Source organism: Desulfovibrio sp. An276, assembly GCF_002159665.1.
Lineage (GTDB): Bacteria > Desulfobacterota > Desulfovibrionia > Desulfovibrionales > Desulfovibrionaceae > Desulfovibrio > Desulfovibrio faecigallinarum.
In genome coordinates, this window is record NZ_NFJC01000030.1 from 1 (window position 1) to 24877 (window position 24877).

Here is a 24877-nt window from a genome sequence, read left to right on the forward strand (position 1 = left end):
AAGCAGTATATCGAATCCCAAAGAACTCCCAACTAAAGGCAAACTTGCCAAGCTAGGGGCGCCTTATATCCTCCCCCTGAAGGAAGAGGTTTTACGGCGCGCTTGATAAGCAGGGCAGCTTTTGCGGTCCTGCAGAGGCATCCGGGACCATCCCCCGGGAAGATAGAAGAGGAGCTAGGGACGGGCACCGGGCCCGCTCCGTTTTTTGGGACAAGGTGTTTGGGAGCAGATTCCAGAGGCTTTCTGGAAAGGGGGAGGTGCTGGCACCACCGGGTGCAGGAATCCTAATGATATGCTTTCCGTGGCAACATACAGAAAAGCCCAGTTCCCTTCAACTGCACTGTTCCTGTTCTTTGGCGAAATTTCTGCATTTTTGATATCGCATCATGCCTGCATCTTGACATCGTAAAGAATACAAAAAAATGATAAAATTTTTGTTTCATACTTTTATGCAAGAAAAATGACAGATGTATCATATTTATTTTTGATGATTTCCCCGGAAATATGCAGAAAGAAATACTTCTGATCGTCCAATATACTTCTATATTGCAAGAGATTCTTGCTACAACAATACAGGAAATCAGGATGATACGCAGAACCGTGAGCAGTATTTTTGGATAATGCTCAATCCGACATTGAGCAGGTAGGTTGGGGTACCGGGCTACCGCATCAACATCAAAAGAGACCGGCTTCGACTGATTTCTTTTTTTCAAAAAATCGTAACTACGCAGCTTGTTCAGCCTGAGAGTTTGTTGTATCCTGAAATTTTTTCACTCTCAACGTCTTCCCGAAGAGCGTTGGACAGAACGATTTCCACCAGTTCGCCTGGTATCTCCGCGAGGTTGATGAAATCTGGCAGTGCGCCCTGTGGCGAGCGAAAGCCACCGGACACTTTCTCATGGCCCCTGGTCATCCGTATATCCCTCTCCGCCTGGTTGTTGGTGAAGGGAATTGCCTGGTCCGTCATGAAGGCGAGGATGCCGTCTTCGTACTCCTTAAAGCGCTCCCAGAGATTGCGGCCCTTTGTTTTGGCCACTCTGCCACGCTTTTTCTTGCCATAATCTCCCGCTTGTCTGGTCTGTGGTGGAGGACTTTCTTTTTCTCCTTTTGTAACTACCCGGTTCATCTGAGAGAGGGGATGAGTGCCCGTCAAAAATCGGTCCTTGTCCCCTCAGAGAGCGCCTCCATTTTTACCCGTCGCCCTCTTGCGGTCAACAAAGGGAAGTATGTATAGACGTGCCGTGAGGAGGCAGCAGCATGCAGCAGTACAGTTCGGAGAGCATATAAAAGACCATTGAGCTCTGTAGAGAGGAAATGGCCAAATGTGATGCTCTGCCGCCTGTGCTCAGACATACCATAGAGCTGCTCCTTCATATCCTTATGTGTCTTCTGGTGAAGACGACTCCCAGGAACAGCTCAATCTTCTAAAAATAGCATGCTTTTTTTGTGTGTTGGAGCCGGGCACAAAAAAAGGGGGAAGCAAACCAAAAGGTTTTCCCCCTTTGCGGAAATTGGGAAAATTTCCCGACTAGAGAGCGGCAATCACCTCGACTTCAACCAGTGCGCCCTTGGGCAGGGAGGCGACACCCACGCAGGATCTGGCAGGATACGGGGCCGTGAAGTACTTTGCGTAGATTTCGTTGACCTTGCCAAAGTCTGCCATGTTGGTAATGAAGACTGTGGTCTTGACCACTGCGTCAGTGGAAAGCCCCCTGGCCTCGAGGAGGGCAGCTACATTCTTGCAGCACTGTTCGGCTTGTGCCTCGACGCCTCCTTCAGCAAGTGCGCCCGTTGCCGGATCAATGGCTATCTGGCCGGAGCAGAAGAGCAGGCCGTTGGCCTCAATGGCCTGGCTGTAGGGACCAATGGCGGACGGGGCGTTCTTGGTAGCGAGTTCGATCTTGGACATTGTAAGCTCCAGATGTGTGCGGGATCCTCTCGCACATCCATGTCTTTAGTGACTTTTGCTGAAAGGGGACTTTGTCTTTGCCGACCTAGTTGATGTCCCAGTCCAGGCCAAAGGTATCGTGCAAAATGCGCACGGCCAGTTCCAGGTACTTTTCCTCGATGAGGATGGTGATCTTGATTTCGGAGGTGGAGATCATGAGGATATTGATGCCCTCACGGTTCAGGGCCGAGAAGGCCCGGGCTGCCACTCCGCTGTGGTTGCGCATGCCAACGCCGATGGCGGAGATCTTGGCCACGTTGACGTCGTGGGCCACTTCCGTGGCGCCGGTTTTCTTGGCAACCTCGTTCATGAGCTCCAGGGTCTTCTTGAGCTCCTTGCGGGAAACCGTGAAGGTGATGTCCGTGTGGCCGTCGAGGCTTGTGTTCTGCACGATCATGTCCACCAGAATGCCTGCCTCGGACAGGGGGCCGAAGATGGCAGCGGCGATGCCGGGAACGTCCGGCAGCCCGTGCAGGGTGACGCGGGCCTGGTCCTTGTCAAAGGCAATGCCGGATACGAGTAGTGCTTCCATGGTTGAATCCTCCTGTGTCACAAGTGTACCCGGGTCGTCGCTGAAGGTAGAACGCACGTGCACAGGCACTTTGTATTTCTTGGCAAATTCCACTGAGCGTATGTGCAGGACCTTGGCGCCCTGGCTGGCCATTTCCAGCATCTCGTCGTAGGAGATCTTGTCGATCTTGCGGGCCGAGGAACAGATGTTGGGATCCGTTGTGTAGACCCCGTTCACGTCCGTGTAGATCTCGCACTCGCAGGAATCGAGCACTGCTGCGAGCGCCACTGCAGAGGTGTCGGAACCGCCGCGGCCAAGGGTGGTGATGCGACCGTCCTCGGTCACGCCCTGGAAGCCGGCCACCACGAGCACGTCGTATTCCTCGAGGTTCTTCTTCAGAACCTCGGCATTGATTTCATGAATCCTGGCAGACCCGAAGGACGTGTCGGTGATGATGGGAATCTGCCAGCCGAGCATGGAGCGGGCCTTGATGCCAGCGTCCTTGAGCAGCATGGAGAAAAGCGCGATGGAAACCTGCTCCCCTGTGGAGACCAGGACGTCAGACTCGGAAAGATCCGGAGTCTGCGACCACTCGGAGGCAAGAGCCAGGAGTCTGTTGGTTTCGCCAGCGCGGGCAGAGAGCACGCAGACGACCTTGTAGCCCCTGTCGAGCCCCTGGCGGACCTTGAGCAGAACCTTTCTCATGCACTCCAGATTGGCAACGGATGTTCCGCCAAATTTTTGAACAAGAATTTTCATCAAAATTCGGCGCGGTCTCCCCTGGCTGGCAGGAGAGGAAGCGCCACCTCCTTGATCTGGTTTCGGGTAGCAGGCTGACCCCTGGCCCCGGGCAATCCGGAAGGCCAAAAATCAGCCGCGCGAAAGCTGTAGCGGACGCAAACGCGTGCTTCAAGGCACGAGGTCCGGCATGCCGCAAAGCCCCAAAGGCCGGGATTTCCTTGAACATCAGACATACGCAGGCCGCGGGGCCGGCACAGGCCAGGTTTGGAAATCCGAAAATGGTTAGATACCCTCTAGCCCCCGATTTCGCAAGCCGAATGTTTGGGCCTGTCAGGGATTTTGCACAGCCAGTCCATCAAGAATTGCAAGACTTCTCGTAAGGCTTTTCGCATGCTTCCTCGTCCCAGATGCCGGGAAGGGCTTCGAGAAAGGCGTTCGCGTTTGTCCCGCGCGCCTCGAAAACAAGCTTGCGGCCCTCGTTGCCGTATTCCGGACAAAACCCGAATCCGAGAAGAAGGGCGTCCTGCGGCATGTCCTCGGGCGCAAGGTATTCGGACCACTCGCAAATCAATAGGGCGCCGTCGAAGAGCATGTCCGCCACCTCGTCCGGCAAAAGGGAGCCCGCACCCTGGCGGTAGAGGTCGCAGTGCACGATGGGGGGCGTTGTCGGATAGACGTTGCAAAGTGTGAAGGAGGGCGAGGAGGTCTCGGCCCTCTCCCCGCCAGGCAAAGCTTCTACCAGGGCGCGGGTGAGCGTAGTCTTTCCGCATCCAAGGTCGCCTGTCATGAGCAGGGAGAAGGGAGCCTTTGCCATGGCCTTGGCCAGTATCCGTCCAAGGGCAGCGGTCTTGTCCGCGCCCCGCAGCACAAGAGTGCAGGTGGTGTCTTGCATGTCAGCCCCTCGCTTCGGGCAGGGCGTCCGCTATCTCGGAGGCCAGATTGCCGCGATTGGGATATTTTTCTGCCAGATTAAGCCCTGCCTCCCCGTGCCAGACAACGCCAAGGGCCGCTGCGGCAATGCTTTCTGCGCTCTGGCCCATGAGGCTTGCCACAACGCCGGCAAGGCAGTCGCCGGAGCCGCCAACAGAGAGCTGGCAGATGTCGTTGGGGTAGACAAGGGTGGGGGAGTTTGGAGCGCGCACAAGGGTTGCAGCACCCTTGAGCACTACGGTGCAGCCAGTCAGGGCCGCAAGGGCCTCCACGGCCCCGAAGGGATCCTGAGCTATGTCCTCGGTTTTCCTTCCCAGCAGGGCTGCAGCCTCGCCTGGGTGGGGTGTGAGCACATCATCCTTTTCAAGATGCGCGAAAAGCTTCGGGTTTGCAGAAAGAAGCATCAGCGCATCCGCGTCGAGGACCATGGGGCAGGAGGGACGCTCGCAAAGCAGGGCCTGCAAAAAGTCCGCGCTGTCCCTGCCGCGGCCCATGCCTGGCCCAACCACAAGGCTCGTGCACCTTGCGAGAAGATCCCCCATCTCGCCAAGGCTGCGCTTCTTCCACTCGTCTTCCCCTGACTCGCCAAGGGCCCTTGTCATGATTTCGGGCATGGAAAGCCGCACGTCCCTCGCATCCAAAGCCGGGCAGGCGCAGGTCACAAGGCCAGCTCCTGCGCGCAGGGCAGCCCTTGCAGCCACATGGGCTGCGCCGCTCATGCCGTGCGCACCGCCCACAACCACCACGTGGCCGTAGGCGTTCTTGTAGCCGCAGGGAAGGGGTTTGGGCAGGCACGCAAGATCCTTTTTCTGCAGCAGTCTGAAGGAGGCACCGGCCCTGTCCTGCGCCTTTTTCGGTGTCCCTATGTAGACTGTGTGCAGCTTTCCGGTGAAAGCCCTTGCCCAGGGAAGGATCAGGCCTGGCTTTGCAGCTGCAAAGGTGGCAGTGGCGTTGGCGACTATGGCCTTTGGGCAGGGGCGACCGCTTGTGGCGTCAAGGCCGGAGGGTATGTCCAGGGCCAGGGTGAAGGACTGTCTTCCCTTGTTGGCCCTTTGCACAAGCTCAAGGGCGTCTTCCCTGAGCTCCCCGGAAAAGCCCGTGCCAAGCAGGCCGTCCACAAGGATATCGCAGTGTCCGTCAAATTCCTCTGCTGGCCGAAACTCCACCCCGCAGGCCCTGGCAAGCGCAAGATGCTGCGCTGCATCCCCGCTGTACGTGTCGAGAGCCTTCGTGTGGAAGACAACGGGGCAGGCTCCATGGTCGAGCAGCTGGCGGGAGAGGCAGGCAGCGTCCCCGCCGTTGTTGCCGGCACCCATGAGAAGATGGCAGACTTTGCCGCGCACATCCGGCACATGGGAGAGAAGCACCCTGAGCGCGCCCTGGGCAGCACTTTCCATGAGCGCAAAGCCCGAAAGCCCCAGTTCCACGGCAAACGCGTCCCACTGGCGCATCTCCTGCACTGTGGTGACAGGTTCAAGGCCTGTCACAAGGTCACGCGCAAAGATCCTGGGCTGCCTTTTGACCTTCGCCCCTGCTTCTTCTGCGTTCCTTTTGCCGGACAAGCCTGCAGGCTCGTCCTCGTGCGTCTTTTTTCGGTTGAAGAACATGTCTTCCTCCTTGCTGGCAGCCCTTGTCGCGGCGCCCCAGAAAAAATTTCACGTAAGGACTATTCAATGACCACAAAGGCAAGGGCGTAGTCCGTATCGTGGCTGATGCTCACGTGTATTTTGCCTGCGCCGGCAGAAAGCCAGAGCTCCCTGGCCCTGCCTTTGGGCTCGATGCAGGGTGCGCCGGAGGGCAGGCGCAAAACCTCGATGTCGCAAGGCCCCATGCCCTGCGCAAAGCCGGTTCCAAGGGCCTTTGCAAAGGCCTCCTTGGCAGCCCATCTGCCGGCCAGGAAAAGGGCCTTTCCGGCACCATCCGCAAGAAGCTTGCGCTCAGCCTCGGAGAGGATACGCTGGGCAAGGCGCTCCCCAAAGCGGGCCAGGGATTTTTCCATGCGCCCTATGCGCACAAGATCCGTGCCTATTCCTGTCATGATGTCCTGCTGTCCTCCCCCAAAATCCTTCCCTGATTTCCACGAGGCGCAGGGCTCGTGGGCGCATCAGTTTCCGGCATATCGGAAATATTGTCAAAGGGGCTAAAAACAGGTAAAGAAATTTTTTCAGACAATTTCGCCTGCCATGCCCGGCCAAGGGCCTGTGGCCCGCATTGGGGCCCATTGGGGCAGGCAGTACCCCAACACCGGGCCCCGTGCAAAGCCCTTGGGCTTTCCCGGGGACAGGAAAAGACAAATGAGAATATGCATTATCGGAACCGGCTACGTTGGCCTTGTCACCGCAGCCTGCTTTGCCGAAATGGGCAATACCGTTTCTTGCGTTGATGTGAACCCCAAGGTTGTGGAAAGCCTAAAAAAGGGTATCGTCCACATCTACGAACCCGGCCTTGCCGCCATGGTCAAGAGATCCCACGACGACGGCAGGCTGAGCTTCACGACCGAGCTTTCCGAGGGTCTAAACAAGGCCGAGATCGCCTTCATCTGCGTGGGAACACCCCCGGACGAGGACGGATCCGCAGACCTGCACTACGTCCTCGACGTTGCCAGGGGCATCGGCAGCCTCATGGAACAGGAGCTCATCATCGTGGACAAGTCCACGGTGCCGGTGGGCACTGCGAAGAAGGTGCGCGCTGTTGTGGCAGAAGAGCTCGCAAAGCGCGGCAAGGACATTCCCTTCGACATCGTCTCCAACCCAGAGTTCCTTAAGGAAGGCGCTGCCATCCACGATTTCATGAAGCCCGACCGCGTGGTCATAGGCACTGAGTCGGAAAAGACAGCTGCCATCATGCGCGCCCTGTACGCTCCATTTGCAAGGAACAGGGACAAGCTCATCTTCATGAGCACGCCAAGCGCAGAGATGACAAAGTACGCTGCCAACTGCATGCTGGCGACCAAGATTTCCTTCATCAACGAAATCGCCACCATCTGCGAACAGGTGGGCGCCGACGTGCGCGAGGTGCGCACGGGCATTGGATCCGATTCGCGCATTGGCTACAGCTTCATCTACCCCGGCGTGGGCTACGGCGGCTCCTGCTTCCCCAAGGACGTGCAGGCACTGATCCGCACTGCCGCAGAGGCAGGCCACGACGCACCCCTGCTCAACGCAGTGGAGACTGTGAACAAGCGCCAGAAGGTGCACATGGCCACCATCATCGAGGACTACTTTGCGCCCCAGGGCGGTGTGAAGGGCAAGAAGCTCGCTGTCTGGGGCCTGGCCTTCAAGGCCAACACCGACGACATGCGCGAGGCAGCCTCCATTGACATCATAAACGAGCTCACCTCCAAGGGCATGGAAATCGTTGCCTTTGATCCTGTTGCCGGCAACAACGCGAGGCGCATCTTCAAGGACAATGCCCTTGTGACCATCTGCGACAAGCAGTACGAGGTGTGCGAGGGCGCCCAGGCCCTGCTGCTCGTGACCGAATGGAACCAGTTCCGCAATCCGGATTTCGAGAGAATCAGGGAAATGCTCACTGCTCCCATCATCTTTGACGGCCGCAACCTCTACAGCCCGGAGGAAATGGCAAGGAGAGGCTACGCCTACTTCTGCATCGGCCAGTCCCGCATAGACAACAAGTAGGGCCAGACCCTGCAGGATACAGCAAACCGGAGTCCGGATCTGATGGTCCGAACTCCGGTTTTTCTTTTGACTCCCTCTGTCTGCAGAAATCGGGATGCTCCTAGCAAAGCCTTGCCCAGAAGGCGCAAAGGGGCAGGGCAAGTGCAGCGACACCTAAGGCAATCTGCCAGCCGATTCCAAGGATGACGGGCCAGGTTCTGGCAGCGTATGCAGCCACATAGCCTGAAGCCATGCCGCAAAGAAGACCGCACACGTGGGCCATGTAGTCCGTGTTTTCCCCTTCGGTGCCAAGCAGGGCGAGCAGGGCAGCCCCACAGGCCAGGGGCCAGAGGGCTCCAGTGCGCGAGAGCCTTGCCACAAAGCCGCTCAAACTGCCTATGCAGGCGAAGAGCGCAGTGGAAAAGCCGTAGGAGAGTACGTAGCCTTCCCGTAGGGGGATAGTCAGCGCATTGCCCATGGCCCCTGCAAAAATGGTCAAAAAAAGCGCAAGGCCCGGGCCTGTGTGCGTTGCAAGAAGCCTTGCAAAGACAAGGGAAAAGCCCGCGTTTGCGCAAAGATGTCCGAGGTCCGCGTGCACAAAGAGGGCAGTCACAATTCGGGACCATTCTCCAAAGAGGACAATGCGCACATTGTCAAGGCCAAGAAGTGTGCCTGCCTCGCGCACAGTGTGCGGAAAACCGGAAATCTGCAAAACCTGTGTGGTGTAGAGCGCGTAGACTAAAAGCAATGGCAGGACCACGACCAGGGCGAGGGACGCCCAGGGATTTGCGTGGGGCACATGGGAGCTTTTGGGGTGGGCAAGCTCGTACTCGTATTCGGTCAGGTGTTTTGCTGCCCTTTGGGCAAAAAGTGCCGGAACCAGGATTTCCTGCCTTTGGGTTATGCAATGCGGGATCCTGAGCGCCTGCAAAACGTAGGACCAGGTGTACAGGCGCCTGTCGCTTCCCCAGCCTCGAACAGGCATCCTGTCCAGGGCAAGACAGACCCAAAAGCTGGGATGATCCTTGGGTCGCAGGGCCATGCGAAGTTGTATCCTGGCAGGGCTGCGACGCCGTATGGGAAAAGCGTGGCGCAAGGCATTGTCCTTGTCTCAAAGACGAAAAAGGGCGTCCCAAAAGGACGCCCTTATGAAAAACAGGACCCGGGTTGCGGTCTAGCGGCCGGCAACAGGCTTCACAACGCAACCGGAGCGCAGGCAACGGGTGCACACGCTGACGGTCTGCACGGTGCCGTTGGGGAACTGATGACGCACACGCTGCAGGTTGGGGTTGAAGCGACGCTTGGTCTTGATATTGGAATGGCTGACAAGGTTACCCACCTGAGGGGTCTTGCCGCAGAAAGCACACTCTTTGCTCATCGGAAATCCTCCAGTATGATACAAGAACTTGTATTGACTTGATTTTCCTGCATTGCGGCAAGGTTGGACGGGACTTGCGGCGCAGGCGGTACCGACTTGAGGTGCGAAGGGACTGGCCATTGGACAAGGGGCCACGCACGATGGTTGCGGCACGAACGGGTCCTTTACACGAGAATGGCCCGCTTGGCAAGCAAAAAGTGACGCGATTTTCACAAAAATTCATGGAATACAGGCCCGTGTCTGTTTGCTGTATCTCTTGTTTGTACCAAAATTCACGAACAAAAAGAGACAGAAGGCTGGTCAGGCCAGAGGATCTGTGCTAGTCTTGCATCCCTTTCGCCGTTCCCCTGTCGCGTTTTTCTCCGCAGGGGAGGCCGGGGCCTGTCCGAAGCCCGATACATGTCGTGCCCGTGCAGGGGGCAGGGACCACTTTTCGCGGGAGCGCACACATCCCCGGGAGTTTTTGCACAATGCAGAAGACAAAGGCCGAGATCAGAAAAGGCATCATCCAACTTCTTGTTCGCGCTACACCGGAAAATCGCCGGGCTGTCATCAATCTTCTTCCCGCGGCGAAGCATGCTCTTGATTCGGGCTATGTTCCGGATATTCCCCCTCATTCCGTTCTGCACAGCTGGAGATGCCTGCTCACTCTTCTGGCCAACGTGACGTCCATGCAGACGGATGCAGATGTCTTTTTCAGAGTCAGCCATGAGCTGCTGGCCATCACGGACAGGCTTGTGCCGCCAACCGAGGCCCTGAGGCTGAGTGCAAAGATCCTGGTCCGCACCTTCAAGGCGGATCTCTATATCTGCAGGATGCGCGACGAGCAGAAGAACTGGCTGATCACTGCGGCCGACAGCCCCCTCGGTGGAGCCGTTCCCCTGGCAGCGCACAGCATAGAGGAAAGCTTTCTCAGGCATCCTGTCATGCGCACCATTGCCCGAGGGCACGAGTTCTATGTTGTGTCCAACAACCTGCGTGGCATTGAGCGCGGCGGGGAATCCCTTGACTGTACAGCATACAAGACGGGCTACCGTTCCCGCCTGTGCTTTATCGTGCGCGAGCGCTCGAGCGGCAGTCCCTTTGGCCTCATCATGCTCTATTCCATGCACGACTACGGCTTTGAGACCTTCGAGGACCGTTTCCTTGCCCGTTGCGGACAGCTCATCAATCTTGTGGTGGGCAGCCACGTGGCTCTTGCCCGCGATACGCTGGAAAAGGCTGCCGGTGCCATGGCACACTACGGCAACAATGTGCTCAACAACATGCGCGTTCAGGCCGAGTTCTGTGGCGAGCTTGTGCAGATGGCGGAGAAGAACAGGTCCAGGGCCATTGTGCTGGCAAAGCAGCTGAGTGCCGAAAATGATGGCAACATGCGTGCAAAAATGCAGTCAGACGAGCTCGAGGAGCTTTTGCGCAGCACAGACATGGCCAATCTTTCGCGCCACCTCAACGCCGTGCTCGACAATACCAGACGGATGGCCACCATCATCAGATCCCTGCAAAAGAGCGTCAACAGGCCACGGCTGCTCAAGTACGTGCGCGGTGTGGATGTGCTCAAGCTCGACGACGGCAGGAATGCCGACGAGTGAGCAATGCTGGAATCCCGAGGGACGGATGCTCATCTTGAGAACACGGGCCGGATCCCGTATAAGGCCCTTGCGTATCCCCAACAACCTTGTATCCCGGATTTTCAAGGAGATTCTGCATGGCAAGCAAGCACGTTGTGCGCCTTGGCCCCCTGAAGATAGGTGGCGGCAATCCGGTCATGGTGCAGAGCATGACCAATACCGACACCCGCAATGTGGAGGCTACCCTGGGCCAGATCGGGCGTCTTGTGGAACGCGGCTGCGAGGCCGTGCGCGTAGCTGTTCCCGACGACAGGGCAGCAGATGTTTTGCGCGAGCTGCACGACAAATCCCCGGTTCCCCTCATTGCCGACATACACTTTGACTGGCGCCTTGCCGTGCGTGCCATTGAGGCAGGCTTCGAAGGCCTGCGCATCAATCCCGGCAACATAGGCGACGAGTCGCGAGTGGAGCGCGTGGTGCGGGCTGCTAAGGCCAACGGGGCAGCAATTCGCGTGGGCGTCAATTCCGGATCCGTGGAAAAGGAGCTGCTTGAGCGCTACGGAGGGCCAGTGCCAAGGGCCATGGCCGAAAGCGCAGTCAATCACGTGCGCATGGTGGAAAAGTACGGCCTCGACCAGATTGTTGTTTCGGTCAAGTCCTCCTCTGTCCTCGACACTGTGGCCTGCTACCGCGAGCTCGCAAGGCTTGTGCCCTATCCCCTGCACCTGGGGGTTACGGAGGCAGGCTCTCTCATGCGCGGCACAGTCAAGAGCGCTGCAGGCCTTGGCATCCTTTTGTTCGAGGGCATTGGCGACACCATACGCGTTTCCCTTACTGCGGATCCGGTTGAGGAAATCGACGTGGCCTGGGAGCTTCTGCGCTGCCTGGGCTTGCGTTATTATGGTCCAGAGATTATTTCCTGTCCCACCTGCGGGCGCACGGAAATCGACCTCATCGGCATGGAAAAGGCCGTGAGCGAGAGGCTGAAAGGCTGCAGGGCCAATATACGCGTGGCCGTCATGGGCTGCGTTGTGAACGGCCCAGGCGAAGCCAGGGAAGCCGACATCGGCCTTGCCGGCGGGCGTGACAGGGGCATTATTTTCCGCAAGGGCGAGATCGTCCGCTCCGTAAAGGGCCAGGACGCCCTGCTTGCGGCCTTCATGGAAGAACTGCAAAAACTGCTTGCCGAAACAGAGCAGGCATAAGACCAGCAAAGGTCAAGGAAACACACAATGCGTTTTCGCTCCAGCTATATCCCCACTCTCAAGGAATCTCCGGCAGACGCCGAAGTCATCAGCCACAAGCTGCTTGTCCGCGCGGGCATGGTGCGCAAGCTGACCTCGGGCATCTACGTGTACATGCCCCTGGCCCTGCGCTCCCTAAAGAAGATCGAGAACATCATCCGCGAGGAAATGGCGGCAGCAGGCTTCGAGGAACTGCTCTTGCCTGCAGTGCAGCCAGGGGATCTCTGGAAGGAGTCCGGGCGCTGGGAGCACTACGGCAAGGAGCTTCTGCGCTTCAAGGACCGCAATGATCGCGACTACTGCCTTGGCCCCACGCACGAGGAAGTCATCACCGACCTTGTGCGCGGCGAGGTCCGCTCCTACAGGCAGCTGCCCACGCGCCTGTTCCAGATTCAGACAAAGTTCCGCGACGAGATCCGCCCCCGCTTCGGCCTCATGCGCGGCCGCGAATTCATCATGAAGGACGGCTACAGCTTTGACCTGGACGATGCCGGAGCAGAAGCCTCCTACATGGTCTGCAAGAAGGCCTACAACAGCATCTTCTCCCGCCTTGGCCTGCGCTTTCGCGCTGTGGAGGCGGACTCCGGCTCCATTGGCGGCAACTTCTCCCACGAGTTCCACGTCCTTGCAGACGCAGGCGAGGACACCATAGCTTCCTGCACGGTCTGCGACTACGCGGCCAACATCGAGCGCGCGGAAATACGCTTCAACGGCGCAAAGTGCGAGGATGCCTGCGCTGCCATGGAAGAGGTTGCAACCCCCAATGCCCACACGGTGGAAGAGGTCTGCGCTCTCCTTGGCCTTGAGCCCAAAAACATCGTGAAGACCATGATCTTCGTTGTGGACGGCAAGCCCGTGGCAGTGCTTGTGCGCGGGGATCGCGAGGTCAACGATGTGAAGGTGAAGAACCTTCTGAACGCTCAGGAAGTGGAGCTGGCAGGACCCGAAACTGTCGAGAAGGTGACAGGCGCACCCGTGGGCTTTGCCGGCCCGGTGGGCCTTGAGGTGCCAATCTATGCGGACAACGAGCTTGTCTCCGCTACGGACTACGTGGTTGGCGCCAACAAGGGCGATGCCCATCTGCGCCACGTGGATCTTTTCCGCGACTGCAAGGTCACTGCCTTTGGCGATCTGCGCACCATAACCCCCGGCGACTGCTGCCCGCGCTGCCAAGGCGCCATTGAGCTTACCCGAGGCATCGAGGTGGGCCACATCTTCAAGCTTGGCTGCAAGTACTCCTCTGCCATGCACTGCACCTATCTGGACGAGGCAGGCAAGGAGCAGCTCATGGTCATGGGCTGCTACGGCATTGGCGTCTCCCGCGTGCTGGCTGCTGCCATCGAACAGAACCACGACGACAACGGCATCATCTTCCCGCCTGCCATTGCACCCTTTGTGGCAGAGGTCATCAACCTCGATCCCGCAAACGAACAGGTGACTGAGCTTGCAAAAAAGGCCTGCGACATCCTAGAAAAGGTCAGCGGCGAGGTCCTTTACGACGATCGCGAGGAACGCCCCGGCGTCAAGTTCAAGGATGCGGATCTTGTGGGCTGCCCCATACAGATCATCCTGGGCGGCAAGGGTGTTGCCCGCGGCGTGGCAGAGACCAGGAACCGCTTGGACGGCTCGCGCGGCGAGATAGCCATAACCGACCTTGAGGCAGGGCTTGCGTCCTTTGTGGATTCTGTTCTTGCCATGTGGAAGAACCGCAGACCGTAAGCATTCTCGTGGCAGACCGCTTTCCCGAGGGAACAATGGCTCAGCAGCTTGTCTACAGTGTGATGCAGCTCAACAGGGCTGTGCAGCGCACGATCAGCGACAATGTGGGCGTGCACGGGCTTGTGCTCGTGCGCGGCGAGATTGGGTCTCTTCGGGTGTCCAGCTATGGGGGCGGTCGCGCCATGGTCTTTTTCAATCTGCACGAGGGAGACGAGGCCCTAAGCTGCGTCTCCTTCGGGCGGTCTTTGGAACAGCTCCTTTCCTGCGACAGGCACACGGGCGAGATCTTCTCGCCGCCAAGGGAGATAGGGGATGTTCTTGTCAACGAGCGCAAGGTCATCTGCGAGGGTGTGCTCGGCACCTACACCCGCAGGGGCCAGAGCCTCTATCAGCTTACTGTGCGCAGCGTCACGGACTGTGGCGCAGGCGACAGGATGGCGCTCTTTCGCAAGGTGCGCGACAAGCTGGCACGCCTTGGCTACTTTGCGGAGGAACGCAAGCGCCCCCTGCCGGTGAACCCGAGACAGATAGCGCTTGTGACCTCGCCGACAGGAGCCGTTATCCACGACTTTTTGCGCAACGCGCAGGACCGTGGCCTTGGCCTGCACATAAAACTCTACCCTGTTCGTGTGCAGGGAGACGACGCAGGCGCAGAGATAGCGGCTGCCGTGGTGGCAGCAGGGAAAAATCCGGACAACCAGGTGGTTGTGATCATCCGCGGCGGCGGTTCGGAAGAGGACCTTTCCTGCTTCAACGACGAATCCCTCGCAAAGGCCATTTTCGAGTGTCCTGTGCCTGTTCTGACTGGCATAGGCCACGAAGTGGACATGAGCCTTGCAGACTTCACCGCGGACGTGAGTGCGTCTACGCCCACCAAGGCAGCCCAGATGCTGCTTACGCCAAGGGCGGACATACAAGCAGAGCTCGACGCGATGCTTGCCCGCGCCAAAAGGGCCATGGCAAATCATCTTGCGAGCCACGAGCGCGAGCTTTCCCAGACGGAGAAGATGCTGCGGACCTTAAGCCCCGAAAGGCGCTATCTGCGGGGACTGATGGACATCGCAGATTTGGAGGAAAGGCTTTACAGGGCAGCTTCCCGCATGATGCGCGAAAGCGAACAGGATGTGTGGGAGCTGGGAGACAGGGCTGCCAGGGCCATGGATCTGCTTCTCGAAAGGGAAAGAGCCAATGTGGACATATTGGCACAGAGGATAGCGCGCCGCGCAAACTACCACCTAGATCGCAAGGAAGGTCAGCTTGATTTTTGCGCTGCTGCGCTTGAGCGGGCAGGATTGTCCTTTGTGCGGGGCATGGAAAACAGTGTGGAGAATCTGTCCGTGCGTCTTGAGGCTGCAAACCCGCTTGTGCCCCTGCAGAGGGGCTTTGCCCTGATACGAGACGAGGAAGGGCGCCTTGTACGCTCTGTGCGCGATGTGAAGAGGGGAGAGAAGGTAAGCATGCAGGTTGCAGACGGCAGTATCGAGGCCGTTGTGCAGGATACACAATAGGATGTTGTGCCGCAGACAGAGTATGAGAAGGGCCGGGGCATTGTACGCTCCAGCTCTTTTCTTGTGTCCGGTTTTTTGCAGGGGGAGCAAGGGGTGAATTTCTTCAGCGTCAAGATGCGCGCAAGTCGCGAAAGGGACGGAGTACGGGAACACATTTCCGGAGCCGAACACATGGTTGCGGCAAGTGCCGTGCCGGAACTCGCAAGGGATCTGGTCCTGCGCGCCCAAAACCACAGCAAGGGTGTGCCCGACTTCATCAACATCAAGGTGGAGGAGGTCGAGGAAGCCTCCTGCCTGCGCCTGAAGGCTCTTCCTGTACGCAGCCTTGCCTGCGAGACTGCGAAAGAGGGCCTGGAGCTTGCCCGCGACCTTTTGAAAAAGGCCGGAGTGGCGGACCCGGACGCTGTCGTGCGCCTCATGCCAAAGGCTGGTCAGCTTCGCGGGGCCATGGTTCTTGACGCGGACACGCTCGAACGCCTTGAGCCAGACAGGGAGCGGGGTGTGCGCGCAACCAACATGGGCAGGGCCGAAAACACGCAAAAAGGGACCACAAAGAACCACTACGCAGAAGCCCTGGTGCTTGCCACCAAGGTGGCCAACGCGCCCCACATTGTGGCGGAAATCTGCATTTCCGACGATCCCGACTACGTAACTGGCTATGTGGCGTCCAAAAGCCTTGGCTACGTGCGCATCCTGCGCATGAAGGAGATGGGATCACCAGAAGGAGGCCGCATCTTCCTCTACCGCGGGCCAAGGGAAGAGCTTTCCGCAACCCTTGAGTTCATAGAACGCAAACCTGTCCTTGTGGAGGATCTGCCAGAAAAGCCAGGGGTCAGTGCAAAGAGCCAGCAGCCCACGGACAAGTGGGCCTTTCTTGCAAGGGGGCTTTCCGAAATCCGGGAAAGGGGGCTTGCACGATCTGTACGGGACATGCAGTCAGGAGCCGGCCCCAGGGTAGAGTTTGCTGGCAGAAAAGTGCTCCTCATGGCCTCCAACGACTATCTTGGTCTTGCAAACCATCCAGAGGTCAAGGAGCGCGCGGCAAGGGCACTTTTGCAGTGGGGCACCGGCAGTGGCGGTTCACGCCTTACTACCGGCAGCATGACCTTGCACGGCGAGCTTGAGGCGCGCCTGGCAGCCTTCAAGAAGACGGAGGCTGCACTTCTCTTCAACACAGGCTATATGGCTAACGTGGGTGTCATAACGGCCCTTTGCGGGCGCGGGGACGTCATCTTCAGCGACGAGCTGAACCACGCGAGCATCATCGATGGCTGCCGCCAGAGCAGGGCGGAGGTGGTAGTCTATCGCCACAACGACATGGCAGACCTTGAGGAAAAGGCAAGGAAGCATATCGGGCGTAGGGGCCTCATTGTCAGCGATTCCGTGTTCAGCATGGACGGGGACGTGGTACCCCTGGCTGAGTTGTGCCGCATTGCGGATGCGTACGGCTTTTTGTCCATGATTGACGAGGCCCATGCCACAGGCGTAGTGGGAGAAACAGGGCACGGAGTCACGGAACTGTGCGGATGCCGGCCCGACATCGTGGTGGGAACGTTGAGCAAGGCCTTGGGCAGCGAGGGCGGATTTGTCTGCGCAAACGCACAGCTTGTGGAATACTTTGTGAACAGGGCGCGCAGCTTCATTTTCTCGACTGCCCTGCCGGCGGCATGCGTTGCCGCTGCCTTAGCTTCCTTGGACATCCTTGAGCGAGAACCCAAGCGCGTACAGGGGCTTCGCGAAAACGTGGCCTTCTTCTGTTCGACTTTGAAAGGCTTGGGTGTTGCTGCCACAAGTGAAAGCGCCATAGTGCCCCTGATCGTGGGGGACGAGCGGCGCGCAACGAGGACAGCCGAACTTTTGCTCGAACAGGGGATTCTCGTATCCGCCATACGCTACCCCTCGGTTGCCAGGGGAAGCGCAAGGCTCAGGGCCACTGTGCGCGCGGATCACAGCCGGGAAGATCTGGCAAGGGCTGCAAACGGGATAGCAAGAGTACTTGAAGGTAGGGGATGATTTCTTGTATGCTTCTTTTGGCTTGATACTTGCGCGCTAAGTTGCCAATTTCTACAGAGTTTTGGTGGTTGCAAGCTTGACACGAAGCGACTTTGCGGCGAATAGATAAACTAATCTCCGTAATTTTTGCGGTGATTGTAGGCTTGAAGCAGCGAGGAGACGCGGCAAATAGGATGCTTAATCCCCGTATAATTTGCGGTGATTATGATCTTGGAATGGATGAGCAAGCGGTGAATAGAGCAGTTGATCTCCGCAATTTTTTCGGTGATTATAAGCTTGTAGTAGCGAGGACATGCGGCAAATAGGATGCTTAATCCCCGCAAAATCAGCGGTGATTATGATCATTGGAATGGATGAGCAAGCGGTGAATAGAGTAGCCAATCTTCGCAATTTTTGCGGTGATTGTAGGCTTGAAGCAGCGAGGAGACGCGGCAAATAAGATGCTTAATTTCCCGTATAATTTGCGGTGATTATGGGCCTAGAATAGACGAACAAGCGGCAAGTGGACCAGCTAATCTCCGCAAAATTTGCGGAAAATATGGTTTGCGAACGTAATAGATCTTAGGAATGTTCGCACAAGGAGGTACGTATGAGGTACATACATGAACTGCCTGACTGGCCTAAATTTTCCTGGGATGACAAGCAGCTTTCCCAAATTATTGGTACAGCTCGCTACAAGCAGGGACTATTGGTTGGCAAATTAAGAAGTCTAGGGTTTGATATCTGTGCTGAGGCCGGATTCGAAACGTTAGCCCTTGACGTAGTTAAGTCGAGCGAGATTGAAGGAGAAATGCTGGATATGGGACAAGTGCGTTCTTCCCTTGCTCGTAGACTTGGTATCAAACACGTTGAGAGTGTTTGTGTCAGTAAAAAAGTGGAAGGTGTGGTTGAAATGCTCATTGATGCCACACAAAAGTATGAAATTCCTTTAACAGAGCAACGGATTTTGCACTGGCATACAATGCTTTTTTCAGGAAAAGGAAGTCATCCTTTAAGAATAGGCAGTTGGCGTACTGAAAAAGATGGGGCAATGCAGGTTGTTTCTGGATATTATGGTCATGAGAAAGTGCATTTTGAGGCTCCTGCAGCAGAACGTTTGGAATCAGAAATAGGTCGTTTTATCGAATGGTGTAATGCAGATCTGTCTTTAGATCCTATAATTCGGGCTGGAATAGCTCATCTGTGGTTTGTTATCATACATCCCCTTGAAGATGGAAACGGGCGCATAGCACGTGCCATAGCTGATTATATGCTTGCAAAAGCCGATGGCCTTCCGCAGCGATTCTACAGCATGTCTGCTCAGCTTGAGCATGAGCGTAACGCCTACTACGAAATTTTAGAACGAATCGGAAAGGGGAGCATGGATATAACGCAATGGCTTGTATGGTTTATTGGATGTTTTGAACGGTCTATAGAAGCATCAGAAAAGACTCTGGAACAGGTCTTGGTCAGGGCGCATGTTTGGAAACATGCTGTAGAATATCCCCTTAATGATCGTCAGCGCAAAGTGCTTGTGCGCCTGCTCGATAATTTTGAAGGGAAACTCACAAGCAGTAAATACGCAAAACTTGCAAAATGCTCTTCTGATACTGCTTTGCGCGATATCAAGGAAATGGTTGAGTACAATATTCTGAAACAGGGTGAAGCCGGCGGACGTTCCACATCCTATGTTCTTACTCAGACATCTGATGAATAGCGACTGAAGATTGTAATGCGCAGAGAGGGGTAGATATCGGTGGATATTCTGGTGTAGGCCCAAGATACCATCTTGTTGGCAATCCATGTCAGACGACATCTATCTCTCAATACGCGAACCTTTCCGCATAGCCGATGTATTCAGATCTACTGAAGAATCAAGGCCTTGCACTTCTCTTGCCAACAGGCACAATCGGGGCTATTTCTCGACTTTCCTGCTGCATTCGTTGTGGTTTTTCAGGACAGACCTTCGCGTTGCGCCTGGCAAAATCCGTGCTGCGGGACAAATTCTACACAGGAAAAATCCAGGGAGTACAGCATGAGCGAGACGAACGCGGCCGAGACGCAGGGCAACGACACCCCATCCTCCACCCCTTCCTTTGCGGAAAGGCTTGATCGGGCAAGGAAGATTGTCCAGCTTCTGGAACAGGGAGACGTGGACCTTGAGACGGGTGCCAGGCTCTACAAGGAGGCCAGCTCGTGCCTCAAGTTCTGCCGCGAGCGCCTTGAAAACGTGCGCAACGAGATTGAGCTTCTCAATGGCGAAATCCTGAAGGCGGACGACTTTCTCAATGCCGGCGCCCAGGACGAGGTAAAATTCTAGGCTGCGGCAATGAAGAAGATACTTCTGCTCGGCACCGGAGGCACCATAGCCTCCGTACAGGGGGAAAACGGTCTTTCCCCTGGCCTTGATACGGCCACCCTGCTCAGCTATGTGCCTGCTCTTTCCGCATTGTGCGAGGTGGAGACCCTCCAGGTCTGCGCCATCGATTCGACCAACATAACGCCCAGCCACTGGCAGCTCATGGTGCGCGCAATCGAGGATCACTACCACGAGTACGACGGCTTTGTGCTGTGCCACGGAACGGACACGCTGGCCTACACAGCTTCCGCGCTCTCCTACATGGTCCAGAACGCGGACAAGCCCATTGTGCTCACTGGCTCGCAAAAGCCCATCAATCTTGATGTGACCGATGCAAGGACCAATCTTGAGGACAGCTTTCGCTACGCAGTGCACGAGGGCTCGCGCGGGGTAAGCATAGTCTTTGGCGGGAAGGTCATTGTTGGCACCAGGGCCAGGAAGGAGCGCACCAAGAGCTACAACGCCTTTTCAAGCCTCAACTTTCCCTATCCGGCAGTGGTGCAGGACGGGATGGTCGTGCGCTACTTCGAGGAGGCAAGGCCAGAAGCAGATGTTCGCTTTTTTCACGATCTGTGCGAGCGCGTTTGCGTGCTGAAGCTCACCCCGGGCCTTTCCCCGGATATCCTCACCTTTGTCTTTGAGCGCTATGAGGGCATAGTCCTTGAGAGTTTCGGTGTTGGCGGCCTGCCAGCTCCCCTTCTTCCCACCTTTCAAAAGCTCATGCACGAACATGGGTGCGACAGGCTGGTGGTCATGGCAACGCAGGTGCCAAGAGAAGGCAGCGACATGACAGTCTACGAGGTGGGGAGGCTTGCCCAGAGCGAAGGCCATTTGCTTGAGGCCTGCGACATGACCCTCGAAGCTGTCATCACCAAACTCATGTGGCTTTTGGGCTGCAGGGGCATGGGTATGGAAGAGCGCAGGGAGCTTTTCTACAGGGCCGTGAACCACGACATACTGTTTTGTCCGGGGAAGGGGCAGCTCAATCGCCCAACACTCCCGGGCACCAATGCCAGTGCCATGCAAGACAACGCAGCAAAAAGAGTGTAGCATACCCCGAGCAAATTTCGGGAAAGGGTGTTTTGCCCGTTTCCCCTGGAGGTCGAAAGGATCATGGACATGTCCCCGCAGGAAATAAAGGCACTGCTTCTTGAGCGAGCGGCTCTCGTGGAGGGAGCCCTGACACGCCTGTGCGACAGCGATACCGGCGCACCGGCAAGGCTTCGGGAATCCATGCGCTACAGTCTTCTTGCCGGGGGAAAGCGACTAAGGCCTGTTTTGTGCCTTACTGCCGCAAGCCACTTCGGCACAGACGCGGAAGCTGTGCTGCCCTTTGCCTGCGGCATAGAGATGATTCATACCTACAGCCTCATTCACGACGATCTGCCGGCCATGGACAACGACGATCTGCGCCGCGGACGCCCCTCCAACCACAAGGCCTTTGACGAGGCAACGGCCATTCTGGCTGGCGACGCCCTGCAGGCGGACGCCTTTGCCTGCATGGCAAGCTGCCCCCTGCCTTCCCAAAACGTGCTGAAGGCCCTTGGGCTCTTTGCGAAGGCTGCCGGCTCCTTAGGCATGTGCGGAGGCCAGGAACTCGACATGCAGTGCACTGGCACGCGCATCCCCATCAAGGATCTGGAGCATCTGCACGCCTTGAAGACCGGCGCCATTTTGCGCGCAGCTGTCGTGTGCGGAGGCCTTCTTGCCGGAGCGGACGAAAGAAGCATTGACGCACTTTCGGCCTATGGCGCCTCCCTTGGGGTTGCCTTCCAGATTGCGGACGACATCCTGGACGTGGTTTCGGACACAGAGACTCTGGGCAAGCCCGCTGGCTCGGACGAGGAGCAGGACAAGAACACTTATCCGGCACTCCTTGGTCTTGAGCGCAGCAGGGAGCTTGCAAACATGCACGCCCAAAAGGCCATTGCTGCCCTTGACGGCATGGAAGGCAGGGATGCGGACTTTTTGCGCGGCCTTGCCCTGTACACTGTGAAAAGAGTCAAGTGAGGCAGCAATGGACAATCAGACACCCTATCTGAAAACACTGAATCTTCCGGACGGCCTGCACGATCTCACAAACGCGGAGCTGGAAAGGCTTGCAACCGAGGTGCGCACGCGCATTTTGGACGTCTGCTCCACAAACGGCGGCCATCTTGCGCCGAGCCTTGGCACTGTGGAGCTCACCCTGGCCCTTTTGTCCGAGCTCGACATGAACAAGGATCAGCTCATCTGGGACGTGGGCCATCAGAGCTATCCCTTCAAGATCCTCACAGGCAGGGCAGAGGCCTTCTCCACCCTGCGCAAGAAGGACGGCCTGGCAGGCTTTCCGAGGCGCGCAGAAAGCCCCTACGACGTGTTTGGCGTAGGCCACTCCTCGACATCCATCTCGGCTGCCCTGGGCTTTGCGGCTGCAAGGGATCTGAGCGGCCTTGACCACCACGTGGTGGCAGTCATAGGCGACGGAGCACTTACAGGCGGCGAGGCCTTCGAGGGGCTGAACCTTGCAGGCCATCAGGGAAGGCGCCTCATTGTCATCCTGAACGACAACGAGATGTCCATTGCCCCCAACGTAGGCGCTCTCTCGCGCTTCCTCTCAAGGACGCTCACAAGGCGCTGGTTTCGCCAGACCCGCAAGGACGTGCTCTCCTTTTTGCGCACCATCCCCAGGGTGGGCGGCAAGCTTGCAGTCTACGCGGAGCGCGGAGAGTGGAGCTTCAAGTCCTTCTTCACGCCTGGCATGCTCTTCGAGGCCTTCCGCTTTGCCTACATAGGCCCTGTGGACGGCCACGACATCCCGACCTTGCGCCAGCATCTGGAGCGCGCCCTGGCAGTGGAGGACGGACCTGTCCTTTTGCACGTGCGAACCCAGAAGGGCCACGGCTTCCAGGCAGCAGAAGAGGATCCCACCCACTACCACGGTGTGGGGCACTTTGTGCCGGAGACAGGAAAACTCATTCCCTCCAAATCAGGTGTCCCCTCCTTTACCAAGATTTTCGGTCAGGAGCTGGTGCGCCTTGGCAAGAAGGACGCGCGCGTTGTGGCCATCACCGCGGCCATGCCGGACGGCACTGGCACAACGGCCTTCCAGCAGGCCATACCGGACAGGTTCTTTGATGTGGGCATCTGCGAACAGCACGCCATCACCTTCGCTGCAGGCCTTGCCTGCGCTGGCTACAGGCCCTTTGCCTGCATCTACTCGACCTTTTTGCAGCGCGCCTACGATCAGATTATACACGATGTCTGCCTGCAGGATCTGCCTGTCACCTTCTGTATAGACAGGGCAGGTCTTGTGGGCGAGGACGGAGGCACGCACCAGGGTGTCTTCGACATCTCCTATCTGCGTTTCCTTCCCAACATGCACCTTCTGGCCCCGAGGGACGAGAACATGCTGGCCCGCTGCGTGGCTACGGCAGCGGACTTTGGGCACCCACTTGCCATACGCTACCCAAGGGGTGCTGCCTTTGGCGTGGAGGTGGATCAAGAGCGCGCCATTCTCCCCACTGGCAGGGGTGAAGTGGTAAAGGAAGGTTCGGACATAGCCGTTTTGGCTGTGGGGCGCTGCGTTCCCGTGGCCTGCGAGGCAGCAAGGACAGTGGAGGAAAAGTACGGCTGCTCCATCCGGGTCTTCGACCCCGTGTGGCTGAAACCCCTGCCGGAAGAGCAGATCCTGGACATCATGAAGAATTTCCGCTTCATTCTGAGTGTCGAGGAAGGAGCAGTGCAGGGCGGATTTGGCTCGTCCCTTCTGGAATTTGCCTGCGACAGAGGCCTTATGGGGGCTTTCGAGCTTTGCCGCATTGGCGTGCCGGACATGTTCATAGAGCACGCAACCCAGGCAGAGCAGCGTCACGATCTTTTCCTGGATGTGGACGGCATAGCGGAAAAACTGGGCCAGCTCGCGCAAAAGGCAGGCTTCAGCGCGAGATCAGAAGAGTAGCAGTTCCCGGGCTCGACCTGGTCCCGGGACCGGGGCTGCGTATTGGCCGAAATCTCCTATCGGGAAAAAGCCATGACCACGAGCGCTTCCTTCTTTGCCAAAACCTCGCGCATCCTCTTCGGAGCCCATGAGGCCATGCGTGCCCAGCGTCCGGATCTTTTGGCAGGCCTTGAGCTTGCCAAGGATGCGGAGGCAGACTTTGCGAGCGTCTGCCTCCTTGAGGACGGGCTTCAGTGCAGGGCAGGTGAGGGCGATGGACAGCCGTATCCCTTGCGTGACGTGCTTGCACTGTGCACGCGCATAGCCCTTCCCCTGTGCCTTTTTGTGCGCGAATGCGCAGACGAAAAGGCTCTTTTCGCCTGCCTTGCCGCCAGGGACGAGCTCCCCCTGCTTTTGGCGTCACGGGACAGGGACTTTCTTGCAAGGGCAAGGGAGAATGTCCCGGATATTGTCACAGGCTACATTGGGGGAGAGGATGATTCCTGCCAGATTGGCCCTGCCAGGGCCCTGGACGTAAGCCTTCTGCCGAAGGGTGTTGCCTCGGGCTGCAGACTGTGCAGCATGAAAGGCAGGGGCATCTTCACCTGTGTCATAGGCAACTGCTCCATGCCAGAGGTAGTGCGCATGAGCCTTGACGGCGCTGACGCCTTTTTGCTCGACGATCCGGGAGAGTTTGCCTTTTTGCGCAAGCGAAAGCCACAGGGATAGGACAGGGGACACCTTGCAGAAACGCACTGCGTGATTGCGAGTCGAGAATTGTTTGGGTGAACACTCAAATTGTGCAACAACCTGCTGCAAAAATTGCAGGCAGGTGCCAGGCAAAAGGCGCGGGGCGGGAAGCAAAAGGAAAACCCCGATTGATCATACGGACCAAACGGGGTGAATTGTGAACGAACCTTAGGGCTTGCGGCCTTCGGCTATTTCTTCCAATTGAAGGTAAAGACCTGTTCGATTTCCGGACGGAAGGCGCCGTGCACGGGGCAGGAGTTGGCTGCGCGCTCGATCTGGGCCTTGTCCTTGTCGCTGTATTCCCTGTCAGGCATGTCGAAGACAAGCTCAATCTTGCTGATGCCGTAGGGCTTGGTACGCATTTCCTTGTTGACTCGCATGGTCATCCCACTCACGTCGATGTTGTGCTTGCTGGCAAAGAAGGCCACTACGGTCATGGCGCAGGCGCCAAGAGAGGTGGCGCACAGCTCGACAGGGTTGAAACCGTCCAGGATGGCGTTGGGCTGGTCGCTGGAATGGGTTGTGAATTTGGCGCCACTCTGAAGGTGTTCGCATTCGACGTGCAGATCGCCCTTGTAGGTCAGTTGTGCAAAGTCTGCCATGGTATCTATCCTTGTGGTATTGGTTGAAAGTTTTGTGAAGAGATTCTTTCCTGAAGGCCTTTGTGCAGTCCTGCAGGCAGGAAAATTG

At 57.4% G+C, this 24877-nt stretch carries 22 protein-coding genes; 12 read left to right on the forward strand and 10 right to left on the reverse strand.

Going from position 1 to position 24877, the window contains the following annotated elements:
* Nucleotides 1-736: 736 nt before the first annotated feature.
* From B5F76_RS11060 to acpS, 7 genes are all read right to left on the reverse strand, one after another.
* Nucleotides 737-1126, reverse strand: a complete 390-nt coding sequence (locus B5F76_RS11060; RefSeq protein WP_162608818.1) for an IS66 family transposase — start codon at nucleotides 1124-1126, stop codon at nucleotides 737-739.
* 402 nt (nucleotides 1127-1528) lie between these two features.
* Entirely contained in the window at nucleotides 1529-1909 is a 381-nt protein-coding gene (locus tag B5F76_RS11070; RefSeq protein WP_087354533.1) for a RidA family protein, read from the reverse strand.
* 85 nt (nucleotides 1910-1994) lie between these two features.
* Nucleotides 1995-3218 carry an aspartate kinase gene (locus B5F76_RS11075; RefSeq protein WP_087354535.1) on the reverse strand — a complete coding sequence of 408 codons (1224 nt, stop codon included), beginning with the start codon at nucleotides 3216-3218 and terminating at the stop codon, nucleotides 1995-1997.
* The gene (locus tag B5F76_RS14935; RefSeq protein ID WP_162608819.1) at nucleotides 3218-3433 is read right to left on the reverse strand and encodes a hypothetical protein; all 216 of its coding nucleotides are present in this window, start codon (nucleotides 3431-3433) and stop codon (nucleotides 3218-3220) included. Before B5F76_RS14935 ends, B5F76_RS11075 begins: the two co-directional genes overlap by 1 nt.
* 122 nt (nucleotides 3434-3555) lie before the next feature.
* Complete coding sequence (gene tsaE / locus B5F76_RS11080) at nucleotides 3556-4092, reverse strand: tRNA (adenosine(37)-N6)-threonylcarbamoyltransferase complex ATPase subunit type 1 TsaE (RefSeq protein WP_087354537.1); 537 nt, start codon at nucleotides 4090-4092, stop codon at nucleotides 3556-3558.
* 1 nt (nucleotide 4093) lies between these two features.
* Nucleotides 4094-5737, reverse strand: coding sequence for an NAD(P)H-hydrate dehydratase (locus tag B5F76_RS11085; RefSeq protein ID WP_239407038.1), 1644 nt, complete (start codon nucleotides 5735-5737; stop codon nucleotides 4094-4096).
* Between the two features lie 59 nt (nucleotides 5738-5796).
* Nucleotides 5797-6168, reverse strand: a complete 372-nt coding sequence (gene acpS, locus B5F76_RS11090; protein WP_087354539.1) for a holo-ACP synthase — start codon at nucleotides 6166-6168, stop codon at nucleotides 5797-5799.
* 256 nt (nucleotides 6169-6424) lie between these two features.
* On the opposite strand from acpS, the gene B5F76_RS11095 reads away from it, so the two are divergent.
* A complete protein-coding gene (locus B5F76_RS11095; protein ID WP_087354541.1) occupies nucleotides 6425-7768 on the forward strand; it encodes a UDP-glucose dehydrogenase family protein in 1344 nt (447 codons plus the stop codon).
* 100 nt (nucleotides 7769-7868) lie between these two features.
* On the opposite strand, the gene B5F76_RS11100 is transcribed toward B5F76_RS11095, so the two are convergent.
* Together B5F76_RS11100 and rpmB are read right to left on the reverse strand one after the other, a co-directional pair.
* Nucleotides 7869-8789, reverse strand: a complete 921-nt coding sequence (locus B5F76_RS11100) for a rhomboid family intramembrane serine protease (RefSeq protein WP_087354543.1) — start codon at nucleotides 8787-8789, stop codon at nucleotides 7869-7871.
* Between the two features lie 132 nt (nucleotides 8790-8921).
* On the reverse strand, nucleotides 8922-9125 hold the full coding sequence (gene rpmB, locus B5F76_RS11105; protein ID WP_087354545.1) for a 50S ribosomal protein L28: 204 nt from the start codon (nucleotides 9123-9125) through the stop codon (nucleotides 8922-8924).
* Between the two features lie 470 nt (nucleotides 9126-9595).
* Here rpmB and B5F76_RS11110 point away from each other — a divergent pair, with 470 nt between their 5' ends.
* The 11 genes from B5F76_RS11110 to B5F76_RS11160 all read left to right on the forward strand — a co-directional run bounded on the left by B5F76_RS11110 (nucleotide 9596) and on the right by B5F76_RS11160 (nucleotide 24166).
* Nucleotides 9596-10717, forward strand: coding sequence for a hypothetical protein (locus tag B5F76_RS11110; RefSeq protein ID WP_087354547.1), 1122 nt, complete (start codon nucleotides 9596-9598; stop codon nucleotides 10715-10717).
* A gap of 116 nt (nucleotides 10718-10833) precedes the next feature.
* Nucleotides 10834-11901: a flavodoxin-dependent (E)-4-hydroxy-3-methylbut-2-enyl-diphosphate synthase gene (gene ispG, locus B5F76_RS11115; protein ID WP_087354549.1), complete on the forward strand. Its 1068-nt coding sequence runs from the start codon at nucleotides 10834-10836 to the stop codon at nucleotides 11899-11901.
* A 27-nt stretch (nucleotides 11902-11928) separates the two neighbouring features.
* Nucleotides 11929-13659, forward strand: coding sequence for a proline--tRNA ligase (locus B5F76_RS11120; RefSeq protein WP_087354551.1), 1731 nt, complete (start codon nucleotides 11929-11931; stop codon nucleotides 13657-13659).
* Nucleotides 13638-15167, forward strand: a complete 1530-nt coding sequence (xseA, locus tag B5F76_RS11125; protein WP_087354553.1) for an exodeoxyribonuclease VII large subunit — start codon at nucleotides 13638-13640, stop codon at nucleotides 15165-15167. Before B5F76_RS11120 ends, xseA begins: the two co-directional genes overlap by 22 nt.
* 93 nt (nucleotides 15168-15260) lie before the next feature.
* Nucleotides 15261-17180 (forward strand): 8-amino-7-oxononanoate synthase, encoded by a 1920-nt coding sequence (gene bioF, locus B5F76_RS11130; RefSeq protein ID WP_087354585.1) that lies wholly within the window; start codon nucleotides 15261-15263, stop codon nucleotides 17178-17180.
* A gap of 589 nt (nucleotides 17181-17769) precedes the next feature.
* The gene (locus B5F76_RS11135) at nucleotides 17770-18876 is read left to right on the forward strand and encodes a Fic family protein (protein WP_087354555.1); all 1107 of its coding nucleotides are present in this window, start codon (nucleotides 17770-17772) and stop codon (nucleotides 18874-18876) included.
* A gap of 318 nt (nucleotides 18877-19194) precedes the next feature.
* A complete protein-coding gene (gene xseB, locus B5F76_RS11140) occupies nucleotides 19195-19479 on the forward strand; it encodes an exodeoxyribonuclease VII small subunit (RefSeq protein WP_087354557.1) in 285 nt (94 codons plus the stop codon).
* A gap of 9 nt (nucleotides 19480-19488) precedes the next feature.
* Nucleotides 19489-20568, forward strand: a complete 1080-nt coding sequence (locus B5F76_RS11145) for an asparaginase (protein ID WP_087354559.1) — start codon at nucleotides 19489-19491, stop codon at nucleotides 20566-20568.
* Nucleotides 20569-20631: 63 nt separating this feature from the next.
* Nucleotides 20632-21528: a polyprenyl synthetase family protein gene (locus B5F76_RS11150; protein WP_446717635.1), complete on the forward strand. Its 897-nt coding sequence runs from the start codon at nucleotides 20632-20634 to the stop codon at nucleotides 21526-21528.
* A gap of 7 nt (nucleotides 21529-21535) precedes the next feature.
* Nucleotides 21536-23458, forward strand: coding sequence for a 1-deoxy-D-xylulose-5-phosphate synthase (dxs, locus tag B5F76_RS11155; RefSeq protein ID WP_087354561.1), 1923 nt, complete (start codon nucleotides 21536-21538; stop codon nucleotides 23456-23458).
* Between the two features lie 72 nt (nucleotides 23459-23530).
* Nucleotides 23531-24166, forward strand: coding sequence for a hypothetical protein (locus B5F76_RS11160; RefSeq protein ID WP_087354563.1), 636 nt, complete (start codon nucleotides 23531-23533; stop codon nucleotides 24164-24166).
* 209 nt (nucleotides 24167-24375) lie between these two features.
* On the opposite strand, the gene B5F76_RS11165 is transcribed toward B5F76_RS11160, so the two are convergent.
* Nucleotides 24376-24789 (reverse strand): OsmC family protein, encoded by a 414-nt coding sequence (locus B5F76_RS11165; RefSeq protein ID WP_087354589.1) that lies wholly within the window; start codon nucleotides 24787-24789, stop codon nucleotides 24376-24378.
* Nucleotides 24790-24877: the final 88 nt, after the last annotated feature.